We start from the raw sequence: 11,547 nt of genomic DNA on the forward strand, positions 1-11,547 counted from the left end.
CGTTGGAGGTCGGGGACCTGGACTGGGGCAAGGCCAAGATCGTGGTCGCCGCCCTCAAGGACGTTCCGTGGCAGGTCGCGCAGGTCGTCGAGGACGTGGTGCTGCCCACGGCGGGTGAGCGGACCCCGACCCAGCTGCGCGGCGACCTGCAGAAGGCCCTGATCGCGGTCGACCCGGCCGACGCCGAGAAGCGCACCGCCCGCGCGGTCGACACCCGGCGCGTGTGCAAGCCCAAGGTCCTGCCCGACGGGATGGCCGGCATCTGGTCCGTGCTGCCCGCGTTCATCGCGACCGCGATCGACACCGCCCTGACCGACGCCGCCCACAAGGCCCAGCGCGCCGGAGACCCCCGCACCATCGACCAGCTCCGCGCCGACGCCTACACCGCCACCCTGCTCGGCAACGACGACTGCACCTGCGCAGACGCGGTCTCGGTCAGCGGCGGAGCCAGCACATCAGACGACGCGGTCACGGTCGGCGGCGAAGCCAGCACATCAGACGACGCGGTCTCGGTCGGCGGCGGAGCCAGCACATCAGACGCCAGCACCGAGCCCGCGACAGGCCCCGGCACGGGTACCGCGCTGCCCAGCGCGAGCCGGTGCCCGTCCGCAACCGGCGGCGCCAGCGGCCTCGGCGGCTTCGGGGGCATCGCCGCGCAGGTCCGGATCGACGTGACCGTCTCACTGGCGACGCTGCTCGGGCTGGACGAGGACCCCGCCCAGCTCGCCGGGTACGGCGCGATCACCGCCCAGACCGCGCGGCGGCTCGCCGCGAACGGGACCTGGCGGCGGCTGGTCACCGATCCCCAGACCGGCACGGTCCTGGACGTGGGCAAGACCCGGTACCGGCCGCCGGCCGACCTCGCGGAGATCATCCGCGCCCGCGACCCCTACTGCGTGTCCCCGATCTGCAACGCCACCTCGCGCACCTGCGACCTGGACCACCGGGTGCCGTTCAACCCCGACGGGAGTGGCGGAGCCACGTCCACGGAGAATATTTTCCCAGCGTGTCGTCGGGATCACCTGCTCAAGACGCACGCCGGCTGGACGTACGACCGCGACGAGGACGGCACGATCACCTGGACCACGCCCACCGGGCACACCTATGCCTACAACTCCCCGCCGCCGCCCGGACACGAGCACCTGCCGCAGGTCGAGCCCGAACCCTGGCTCGACCCGGAACCCAAGGCCGCGCCCAAGGCGAAGCAGACACCGGAAGCGGACGACCCGCCGCCGTTCTGACTGTGGCGTTCTGACTGTGGCGTTCTGACTGTGGCGTTCTGACTGTGGCGGAGCCCTTGGCCGCTGCCGACGATCTGTCGCGGACGCTCCTCGAGCACCTGCTCGCCCGCCGCGAGCCCCTTGACGTGATGCCGCTCGCGGGCCTGACCGCATAGTTTGTTCGGATGACCTCCGATGCGCACGGGAAGAGCGACGTCGACGTCCTCATCGTGGGCGCGGGGCCGACTGGCTTGACTCTCGCCGCGTTCCTGGCGGCCGACGGCGTCCCGTGCCGGATCATCGACCGCCAGCGGGACGCCGTTCACGAGTCCCGCGCGCTGGCGATCCAGCCCCGGACCCTCGAGGTGCTCACCGGCCTCGGGGTGACCGACACGTTGCTCGGGATCGGCAACCGTGCGGTGCGACTCCAGATGCACCTGTCGCGGCGCGTGATCCGGGTGCCGCTGTTCGACCTCGGGCTCGACGACACCGCGTATCCGTTTCTGCTCTTCGTGTCGCAGGAGGACACCGAGCGCGTGCTCGGCGACCGGGTGGCCGCGGCGGGCGTCCGCCTCGAGCGGGGGGTGGAGCTGACCGAACTCGAACAGGACGCCGACGTCGTGACCTGCCGCCTGATGCACGAAGCCGGGCACGAGGAGTTCGTCCGCGCGCGGTACGTCGTCGGGTGCGACGGCGCCCACAGCACGGTGCGCCGAAGCTCCGGGATCGCGTTCGAGGGGGCGTCTTACCCGCAGACGTTCGTCCTGGCCGACCTCGAGGCGGACGGCATCGAGCCTGGTGCCGCGCACGGGTTCTTCTCGGCCGACGGCGTGCTGTTCTTCTTCCCGCTGGGGCACCCGGCGACCTGGCGGATGCTCGCCATGCGACCGCGCGACGACACCACCCCGATCGCCAACCCGGTCACGCTGCCCGAGGTGCAGGCGCTGAGCGACGCGCACACCGGTGCCCAGGTGCGGCTGCGGGACCCGGTGTGGATGACGAACTTCCGGCTGGCCAACCGCGGCGCCGCGCACTACCGCGCCGGCCGGGTCTTCCTGGCCGGCGACGCCGCTCACATCCACAGCCCCGCGGGTGGCCAGGGCATGAACACCGGCATCCAGGATGCGGCGAACCTCGCCTGGAAGCTCGCCCTCGTCACCAAGGCTTCGGGCCCGCCGACGCTGCTCGAGACCTATGAGGTCGAGCGCGCGCCGGTCGGACGCGAGGTTCTGCGGTTCACCGACCGCGCGTTCACGATCGCCACCGCGAGCAGTCCGATGCTCCGCTTCGCCCGGAGCCAGGTGATGCCCCGCGTGCTCCCGCTCGCGCTGCGAGTCAGGAAGGGGCGAGCGGTCGCCTTCCGGACCGTTTCCCAGCTCCGCATCCGCTATCGATCCAGCCCGCTCTCCATCGACGGACCCGGCGCGCCCCGACGCGGGCCCCGAGCCGGGGACCGGCTCCCCGACGGTCCGGTCACGGTCGACGGGAAGCGCTCGACCGTGCAACGCAGCGTCGCCGCACCAGGCTTTCAGCTGCTGCTCTGCGGACCGCTCGCGGCCTGGCCGGACGAAGCGGCAGCCGTCGTGGGCGAGCGCCATCGGCATCGCGTCACCGTGCACCGCCTCACCCAGGACGCCGCGCCCGGGGTCCTGCACGATCCGAGCGGACTGGTCCTGCGCCGCTTGGGCTTCACCGGCACCCGGTCGGGACATCTCCTGGTGCGCCCCGACGGTTACCTCGGTCACCGCGGCGGGACCAACCTGGCCGGGCTCGATGCCTACCTCGCCGAGAAATACGGACTGGCCGAGATCGGCTAGTCACGTGTTCGACGACGACCGAATTGTCCCGTACTTGGTACGGAAAGGGGGATCAGGTGCCGTCGCTGGACAGCCCCGTGACCGTGCGCCGGCGTCGAGCGAAGGACCTTCCGGGCTGCGTGCGTGCCCTCGAGGTCGTGCACGCGACCAATGCCTATCCGATGTGGTGGCCCGCGGACCCGACCGGATGGCTCAGCCCCGCTGGGCTGGCGGCCGCCTGGGTGGCCGAGCTGGCCGGCGTCGTCGTCGGGCATGTGTGCCTCGTGCGCGGGGTCGAGGATCCGCTGGTGACCTCGCTCACCGGCGCGCACCGCGACCAGCTGGCCACCGTCTCGCGCCTGTTCGTTGCTCCCGAGGCCCGAGGACGGGGTCTGGCGGCCTCGTTGCTGGCTGCCGCGACCGCTCATGCCTCGGCGCAGGGCCTCGAGCTGATGCTCGATGTCGTCGACGACGGCGGACCGGCCGTCGCGCTCTACGAGCGGCTCGGGTGGCGCCTCGTGGACCGTCGGCTCACGGACTGGATCACGCCGAGCGGAGGTCGGCTGCCGATGCGTGTCTACCTCGCGCCGAGCTGACCGACGGCGGACCGCCCCTACCTCGTCCCCACGCCGTGTGACGGTTCCGCGGCTGGTGTGGAGGCGGTGGGGACCTCGCGGAGCCAGCGGGTCGACGACGCGAGCAGCCGGGCGACGGCGTCGGCGGGCACCGGGCGCGAGAACAGGTAGCCCTGCACGCTGACCGCGGTCGCCGCCCGGAACACGGTCGACATCGACGTCTTCCTCGCGCAGCGCGAGGTCTTCGGCGGCGTCGTCGACGACGAGCGCTTCCGCACCGCCCACGAGAAGGTGCTCCGCTCGCTGCACGAGAAGGGTTCCGTTGCCACGCTGGCCGACCTCGTAGGCTGAGAAGCGAACGTCCACGCACTGACCGACGCTGACGCCGGTCCGGGTTCCGCCCGGGCCGGCGTCCTCGCGCACGGCGTGCCCCACGGCCCACCGGCCGACCATCGACTGCCCCGGACGCACGGATACTCCTCGCCCGGGCCGGGAGGATTTCGCGTGACCCAGGTATCAACTGTTCCGTTCGAGCCGATCGTGTTCGCCACGCCTCCAGACATCCGGCTGATCGCCGTGGACATGGACGGGACCCTGCTCGACGACGACGACAACCTCCCCGAGCGCTTCTGGCCGGTCGTGCACGAGCTGCACGAACGAGGCATCACGTTCTGCCCCGCGAGCGGCCGGCAGTACTACAACCTGCTCGAGCGGTTCCACGAGGTCACCGACGACATGGTCTTCATCGCGGAGAACGGGACATACGTGGTCCATCAGGGGCGGGAGATCTCCTCGGACTTCCTCGCGCCCGAGGCCGTCGCCCGTCTGGTCGAAGCGGCACGCGGGCTCGACGCGTCGGGCATCGACGCCGGCGCGGTGCTCTGCGGCAAGCGTTCGGCGTACATCGAGCGGGGGGATCTGCGGTTCCGCACGGAGATCGGAAAGTACTTCACGCGCATCGCCCTGGTCGACGACCTGCTCGAGGTGTCCGACGACGACATCCTCAAGGTCGCGTTCTTCAACTTCGGTTCCGCCGAGCAGAGCACCGCTCCGGCCCTCGCGCACTTCGGTGCGACCCTGCGGGTCGTCGTCTCCGGAGAGCACTGGGTCGACGTGATGAACGCGACGGCCAACAAGGGCGAGGGGATCCGGGACCTGCAGAAGGCGCTCGGCGTGACGCCGGCCCAGACCATGGTGTTCGGGGACTTCCTCAACGACCTGGAGATGATGGACGCCGCGGACTACTCCTTCGCGATGGACAACGCGCACCCACTGCTGCGCGAACGTGCCCGCTACGTCGCCCCGCCGAACTCCCAGAACGGCGTGCTGCGCACCATCTGCTCCGTGCTGGGGCTCACCGGACCCGCCTGAGCCGCGGCCGGGTCCACCGGCCAAAGCCGTGACAGGGGTCGCACGTCGGCGCGATGGGCGCGATCATGACGACCATGTCGATGTCGACCGAAGGTTTGAGCACTGGACGGCTCGAGGCCTTCAGCGACGGCGTCTTCGCAATCGTCGTCACGCTGCTCATCCTGGACATCAAGGTGCCCATCGGCGCGAACGGGCACCTGGCGACCGAGCTCGCCGGGCAGTGGCCGCAGTACCTCGCGTACCTGGTGTCCTTCCTGATCGTCGGGATCCTCTGGCTCAACCACCACGCGACGGTGGCGCTGCTGGCCCGGACGAACCACACGATTCACGTCCTCAACCTCCTGCTGCTGCTGCCGGTCAGCACCCTGCCGTGGCCGACGGCGCTGCTCTCGCAGTACGCGGCCGACGGCGACCCCTCGGACCAGCGGGTCGCCGTGCTGATCTACGGCATCACCAGCAGCCTGATGGCGGTCGGGTTCAACCTTCTGTGGCGCTACCTGCTGCGCCATCCCGAGCTGCGCCGAGCGGGAGTGACCCCAGAGAGCCTGCGGGTCCGCAACACCCGCTACAACATCGGGCTCACCGTCTATCCCATCGCGACACTGCTCGGCCTGCTGAGCGTGCCACTGTTCCTGTTCCTGATGCTCGCGCTCGCCGGGCTCTTCCTCCTGCCGACGCCCGAGCTGCGCGGCCACCCGGGCGGCTAGCTAGCCGGCAGCGGGCGCCAGGTGCAGGGGTACCCGCACGGGGTCCACCGGATCGAGCGCCCAGCGGATCGTGCCGGTCATCACCTTGCCGCCGGCTCGTAGCAGCGGGTCCAGTACGGGTACGACCGGCACCCCGAGCTCGCGCCGCGCCCACACCGGCAGCATCTCCAGGCCCGCCGCGGCGATCAGGCTGTAGGCCGGTCGCACGGCCCACGTCACCGGTGGGTCCAGGAGCAGGAACCTGGCCACGTCCCGGGCCGCCTCGGTGCTCCCCAGCTCGGGACGGAACGCCCTGAGCTGCGCCCGCAGCCCCGCGACGGTGGTCGGCGCGTCGGTGGCGCCGAGCGCGCGGGCCACGACCGCCGACTGGGCCACGTACTCGTCGCACTCGCCAGGGGTCAGCGGCCGCCGGCCGAAGCGCTGATGGGCCAGCAGGAAGCTCTGCGTCCCCGCGAGGTGCACCCAGGAGAGCAGGTGCGGGTCGGACGCGGCGTAGTGCTGCCCGTCGCCCGTGCTGCCGGTCACACGGGTGTGCACCGCCCGGACGATGGCGACCGCCCGCGCGGCGTCCTCGCTCGTGCCGAACGTGGTCGTGGCGATGAAGGCGGCTGTGTTCTGCAGACGGCCCCACGGGTCGCCGCGGTAGTCCGAGTGGTCGGCGACGGCCGTCACCACGCGCGGGTGCAACGACTGGAGCAGCAGGGCACCGGCACCGCCCACAAACATGGATGCATCGCCGTGCACCCGGCCGATCGGGCTGCGCGGGTCGAACCAGCGCGGCCCGGGCGTGCGATGGATCCGGTGCCGCGTGGCGTCGGCGTCCGGACCCGCCACGCGAGCAAGAAGGGCGCGCGCGAGGTTCGCTCGGGGGCTTGTCAGCGCTGTCACGCTCTCGATCTTCACACGCCGGGCACCGGCCGCGGAGTCCTCACCGGATCGTGATCGAGGGCATCCGCAGCGCGGCCGTCTCCGGCAGCCCCAGCGCTGCGGTGAGGTCGGAGAGCCCCTGGCCCATCGCGGCCCGTACCGCTCGCGGGTCCTCGCTGTTCCTGGCCGGTCCGAGCCGGGCCAGCGGCGAGACATGTAGGGCGCGGCGCACCGGCGCGTCGACCGGCAGGCCGGCGCGCGAGCGGGCGATCCGGACCGCGTCGCGCAGGCCGCCGAGCTCGTCGACGAGACCCAGGCCGACCGCGTCGCTGCCCGTCCAGACCCGACCGCGGGCGATCGCCTCGATCTCCTCGACCGGGCGGCTGCGGCCGCTCGCGACCTTGGCCACGAAGTCGTCGTAGATCGCATCGAGGATGGCGGCCAGCCGCTCGCGCTCGTCGTCGCTGAAGCCGCGACGACCGGAGAACATCAGCGACCGGGCACCGTGGGACACCGTCCCGGTGGTCAGCCCGAGCTTGTCGAACAGCTCGCGCACCACGAGCTTGCCGCCGAACACCCCGATGGATCCGGTGAGCGTCGAGGGCAGCGCGACGATCACGTCCGCCGGGCAGGCGATGTAGTAGCCGCCCGACGCCGCCGCGGTGCCCATCGAGACGACCACCGGCTTGCCGGCGTCGCGCACCCGGCACACCTCGCGCCAGATCACCTCGGACGCGACCGCCGATCCCCCGGGGGAATCGACCCGCAGGACGACCGCGCGCACGTGCTCGTCGGCCGTCGCGGCCCGCAGTGCCGCACCGATCGAGTCGCTCCCGCTCTGGCGGCCCATCGGACCGCGGCGCGAACGCCCGCTGCCGATCGCGCCGCGCACCTCGACCAGGGCGACGTGTCCCCGGCGGCGTGCGGGCAGCCGAAGTCGGGGCCGCGGGCGCCACCGCTCGGCGAACAGCAGCTCGACGTCGGCGCCGCCGACCCGGGCGCGCGTCGCGGCGTACACCTCGTCGCGGTAGCCGAGCGTGTCGACCAGCCCGACCGCGCGGGCCTGCGGCGCGGTGCGCGGACCGGTGTCGGCGAGCTCGCGCACCCGCTCGGTCGTCAGCCCGCGACCGCGGGCCACCATGGCGACCGCCTCGGTGAAGATCGACTCGGCGAGCCGGTCGAGCGAGGTGCGGTGGGCGTCGGTGAACTCGGTCCGCAGCACGAGGTCGGCGGCGTTCTTGAACTCGTGCCGCTGCTCGAGCTGCGGCTCGATGCCGAGGCGGTCGAGCGCGCCGCGCACGAACGTCGTCTCCACCCCGACGCCGAGCAGGCCAAGTCCGCCACCGGGCTGCAACCAGATCTCGTCGAATGCGCTCGCCAGCACGTACGCCGCCATGTCGCCCGAGCCCTCGCCGAAGCTCTCCGCCCAGGCGACGGTCGGCTTGCCGCTCGCCGCGAAGGCGCGCAGCCCCAGACGCAGCTCCTGCATGGCCGCCCACGGCAGCACTCCCCCGACCTTGGCGATCAGCCCGACGACGCGGGTGTCCGCGGCGGCGTCGTGCAGGGCACGCAGGACGAGGCGCAGCTGCGGGCGACCGCGGGAGCGCAGCCGGGCCAGCACGTCGTCGCCGTCGGGCGCGGCGGGAAGCTCGGTGAGATCCAGTTCGAGCAGCAGAGACGGCCGGTGACCGGGCAGTGCGGGCATGGATTCCACTGTAGGGGCGGGCCTCGATCAGCGGGCGATGCGATCGGAGTCGTCCAGCGCGCGCCGGTATCCCTCGGGCAGCGAGATGCCAGCCAGGTCCGCCCGCTCGAAGAAGCGCAGCTCGGCGTGCTCGTCGGAGATCGTGAGGTCCGCGGGCGGGGAGACGAGCGTGCAGCCGTAGGCGATCACGACGACGTGGCGGCCCGCGACGACCTCGAAGTTCCAGGCTCGCAGCACCGGGCCGACGTCGACCCGCAGGTTCGTCTCCTCGTAGACCTCGCGGGCGACGCCCTGCTCGGGCGACTCGCTCTCCTCGAGCTGCCCGCCCGGCAGCTCCCACTCACCGCGATCGTTGCGGGCCAGCAGGTACCGCCCGGCGTGCCGCAGCACTCCCTTGACCGACACGACCCATGTCACGCTGCGACCGTACCCAAGACGCTATGGTCCGGCCAACGCCGCGAACGGGCAAAGATGGACGCTCGCCTTGATCGATCTAGGAGGATGATGGCCGACCCGAGAACGGCCCGCGCGGGCGCTCGTCGTCCGACCATCCAGGACGTCGCGGACGCCGCGGGCGTATCTCGCGCCCTGGTCTCGATCGTCCTGCGGGACGCCCCGGGGGCGAGCGAGCAGACCAGGGTCCGCATCCGGGGGGTCATCGCCGAGCTCGGGTATCGCCGCGATCGACGCGCGCGCCTGTTGCGGCAGGCTCGGACGCGGACCATCGGGGTGTCGTTCGGGGTACGGCAGGCGTTTCATGGCGATCTCGTCGAGGCGCTGTACGTCGCCGCCGCACGGCAGGATTTCTCGCTGTCGCTGTCCGCGATCACGGCCGACAGGTCCGATGAGGTCGCGGTCGAGTCGCTCCTGGACGACCGGCCCGAAGGCGTCATCCTGCTCGCGAGCACGCTGTCCGCGGCGCGGTTGGCGGAGCTGAACACGGTCCTCCCCACGCTCGTGGTCGCTCGTTCGGCGCAGGGCGCCGTCGATGCCGTGCACACCGACGACTACGTCGGCGGACGACTCGCGACGGAGCATCTGATCGGTCTCGGACATCGAGGGATCACCTACCTGCACGGTGGCGCGGTCGCGGGCGCGGAGGCCCGGCTGTCCGGCTTTCGGGACACCGCTCGAGCGGCCGGGGTCGATGCGGAGGTGGCGCAGGGCGGCCTGGGCGAGGAGGCCGGGGTCCGGGCGGCCACCGCGCTGCTCGGTTTCGGATCGTTGCCGACCGCGGTCTTCGCGTTCAACGATCGGTGTGCGCTCGGCGTCCTGGACGCGTTTCTGCGGGCCGGGGTGCGGGTCCCGGACGAGGTGTCGGTCGTCGGGTACGACGACAGCCGGATCTCCCGGTTGCCGATCGTGGGCCTGACGACGATCGCGCAGAACACCGCCGCGCTCGCCGAGCGGGCCGTCGAACTCGTCGTCGCACGAGTCGACGACCCGACACGGCCCGTCGCGGAGGCGATTGTGGAGCCGTCGCTGATCGTGCGTTCCACGACGGCCCCACCCCGGCGCTAGCGAGTCGTCAGAGGGTGAAGGCCGAGCGGAACGCCTCGACGGCCGCGACCGGGTCTCCCGACGCCCATCCCTCGAGCGCGACGACCCCCTCGTAGCCAAGGTCACCCAGCGCGCGGGCGATGGCCGGGAAGTTGATCTCCCCCGTGCCGGGCTCGCGGCGCCCGGGGACGTCCGCGACCTGGATCTCGCCGATCAGCGGCAGCGCGGTGGTGACCAGGTCGATGAGGTTCCCCTCGCCGATCTGGGCGTGATACAGGTCGAGGTTCAACCGGAGGTACGGGCTACCCACCGCGCCGACCAGGGCGATCGTGTCCTTCGCCGTCGCGAACGGGGTGCCGGGATGGTCGACGGCGGTGTTCAGGTTCTCGAGCGTGAACACCCGCCCATGCTTCTCGCCGAGAGCGGCGATCCGCTCGAGGGTGCGCACCGCGGCGACCCAGTCTGCTCCGCTCACGGAGGTTCGCGGGACCACGGGCAGGCCACGGCCGTCCAGGCCCGTGCCGTGCAGGTTCAGCCGCGGCGAGTCGATGATCTCAGCGGCCACGAGGGACTGCTCGGCCGTGCTGAGCAGAGCCTGTGCTCCGTCCTCGGTGGTCAGATCGCCCTGCAGGTAGCCGGTCATCGACGAGAACGCCGCACCCGTCGCGGCGAGGGCGCCGAGGTCCTTCGTCGACCAGTCCCAGATCTCGACCAGGAACCCGAGCTCGTGGATCCGGCCGACCCGCTCGACGAACGGCAGCTCGGTGAAGGTCATCTCCGCGCTCACCGCGAGCGGGAACCTCGCTGCGCTCACAGTGCGGACCCGACGTCGCTGTGGTCCTGCGCGACGGCGACGGGGGCGCCGGTCCGGTGGGACTCGATGCACGCCAGCGCGATCACCAGAGCGGCCTTCGCGTCCTCGCCGCTCGGCCCGGTGAGGATCCCGGTGCGGACCGAGTCCGCGAACGCGGCGAGCTCGTCGGTGTACGCCTGGGCGAAGAGGTCGACGTTCGCACGGGTCGTGTCCGCGTGCTGGCCGGTCGAGGTGAAGTGGCGCAGGCTCGTCGTGCGCACGTCGCCGGCGGTGACCATGCCGGCCGACCCGAAGACCTCGCCGCGGATGTCGTAGCCGTACAGGGCCGAGAAGCTCGCCTCGGCGGTCGCGATCGCGCCGTTGTCGTAGGTGATCGTCACGATCGCCGTATCGAGCAGGCCGCTGTGCTTGAAGTCCGGAGCGACCAGCGCGTCCGCGGCGGCGTAGACGTTGACGGCCCTCGCCCCCTGGTTCAGCCAGTTCAGGGTGTCGAAGTCATGGATCAGCGTCTCGAAGAAGATCGTCCACGGCCGCACCGAAGCGGGGTCCGCCGGCCACGGACCCGGGTCACGGGTCAGGGACCGCAGCAGCTGCGGGGTGCCGATGCCGCCGGCGGAGACGATGCGGTGGGCCGCGGCGAAGTCGGCCGAGTAGCGTCGGTTGAACCCGACCTGGAGCGGGACACCCGCGGCGGCAGCCGCGGCGATCGCCCGGTCCGCGTCCGCGAGGGTGAGCGCCATCGGCTTCTCGACGAACACCGCCTTGCCCGCCGCGGCGGCCGCGACGACCAGATCCGTGTGCGTGAACGCGGGCGAGCAGATCACCACGCCGTCGATCGAGTCGTCGGCGATCAGGTCGGCGACGTCCGTGTAGGTCCGGTCCACCCCCAGCGCACGGGCAACGCGGTCCGCCGCACCCGGAGCCGGATCCGCGATCGCGGCGAGCTCCGCGCCGGGGACGCGGCGGGCGACGCTCTCGGCGTGGAACCCGCC

General features: G+C 72.0%; 12 protein-coding genes. 6 read left to right on the forward strand and 6 right to left on the reverse strand.

Annotated features, from left to right (window positions below; genetic code table 11):
• The 3 genes from VIM26_RS04485 to VIM26_RS04495 form a co-directional block, all read left to right on the forward strand.
• Positions 1–1,241, forward strand: a 1,241-nt coding sequence (locus VIM26_RS04485) for a DUF222 domain-containing protein (RefSeq protein ID WP_331949153.1), incomplete at its 5' end; no start/stop codon positions are given.
• A gap of 164 nt (positions 1,242–1,405) precedes the next feature.
• On the forward strand, positions 1,406–3,037 hold the full coding sequence (locus VIM26_RS04490) for an FAD-dependent monooxygenase (RefSeq protein ID WP_331949154.1): 1,632 nt from the start codon (positions 1,406–1,408) through the stop codon (positions 3,035–3,037).
• 56 nt (positions 3,038–3,093) lie between these two features.
• Complete coding sequence (locus tag VIM26_RS04495; protein ID WP_331949155.1) at positions 3,094–3,612, forward strand: GNAT family N-acetyltransferase; 519 nt, start codon at positions 3,094–3,096, stop codon at positions 3,610–3,612.
• Positions 3,613–3,629: 17 nt separating this feature from the next.
• On the opposite strand, the gene VIM26_RS04500 is transcribed toward VIM26_RS04495, so the two are convergent.
• On the reverse strand, positions 3,630–3,806 hold the full coding sequence (locus VIM26_RS04500; protein ID WP_331949156.1) for a hypothetical protein: 177 nt from the start codon (positions 3,804–3,806) through the stop codon (positions 3,630–3,632).
• Between the two features lie 289 nt (positions 3,807–4,095).
• On the opposite strand from VIM26_RS04500, the gene VIM26_RS04505 reads away from it, so the two are divergent.
• The gene (locus VIM26_RS04505; protein WP_331949157.1) at positions 4,096–4,962 is read left to right on the forward strand and encodes an HAD family hydrolase; all 867 of its coding nucleotides are present in this window, start codon (positions 4,096–4,098) and stop codon (positions 4,960–4,962) included.
• Positions 4,963–5,036: 74 nt separating this feature from the next.
• The gene (locus tag VIM26_RS04510; RefSeq protein ID WP_331949158.1) at positions 5,037–5,669 is read left to right on the forward strand and encodes a TMEM175 family protein; all 633 of its coding nucleotides are present in this window, start codon (positions 5,037–5,039) and stop codon (positions 5,667–5,669) included.
• Here VIM26_RS04510 and VIM26_RS04515 read toward each other — a convergent pair whose 3' ends face one another.
• The 3 genes from VIM26_RS04515 to VIM26_RS04525 are packed head-to-tail and all read right to left on the reverse strand — an operon-like array spanning position 5,670 to position 8,658.
• The gene (locus VIM26_RS04515) at positions 5,670–6,557 is read right to left on the reverse strand and encodes an oxygenase MpaB family protein (protein WP_331949159.1); all 888 of its coding nucleotides are present in this window, start codon (positions 6,555–6,557) and stop codon (positions 5,670–5,672) included.
• A 40-nt stretch (positions 6,558–6,597) separates the two neighbouring features.
• A complete protein-coding gene (sppA, locus tag VIM26_RS04520; RefSeq protein WP_331949160.1) occupies positions 6,598–8,241 on the reverse strand; it encodes a signal peptide peptidase SppA in 1,644 nt (547 codons plus the stop codon).
• A gap of 27 nt (positions 8,242–8,268) precedes the next feature.
• Complete coding sequence (locus VIM26_RS04525) at positions 8,269–8,658, reverse strand: NUDIX hydrolase (RefSeq protein ID WP_331949161.1); 390 nt, start codon at positions 8,656–8,658, stop codon at positions 8,269–8,271.
• An 87-nt stretch (positions 8,659–8,745) separates the two neighbouring features.
• Between VIM26_RS04525 and VIM26_RS04530 the strand changes: the two genes are divergently transcribed.
• Positions 8,746–9,762, forward strand: coding sequence for a LacI family DNA-binding transcriptional regulator (locus tag VIM26_RS04530; RefSeq protein WP_331949162.1), 1,017 nt, complete (start codon positions 8,746–8,748; stop codon positions 9,760–9,762).
• 7 nt (positions 9,763–9,769) lie between these two features.
• Here VIM26_RS04530 and VIM26_RS04535 read toward each other — a convergent pair whose 3' ends face one another.
• Together VIM26_RS04535 and VIM26_RS04540 are read right to left on the reverse strand one after the other, a co-directional pair.
• The gene (locus VIM26_RS04535; protein ID WP_331949164.1) at positions 9,770–10,516 is read right to left on the reverse strand and encodes a TIM barrel protein; all 747 of its coding nucleotides are present in this window, start codon (positions 10,514–10,516) and stop codon (positions 9,770–9,772) included.
• Between the two features lie 35 nt (positions 10,517–10,551).
• The coding region (locus VIM26_RS04540; RefSeq protein ID WP_331949163.1) for a Gfo/Idh/MocA family oxidoreductase at positions 10,552–11,547 on the reverse strand (996 nt) is incomplete at its 5' end.

Source organism: Pengzhenrongella sp., from assembly GCF_036565025.1.
Lineage (GTDB): Bacteria > Actinomycetota > Actinomycetes > Actinomycetales > Cellulomonadaceae > Pengzhenrongella.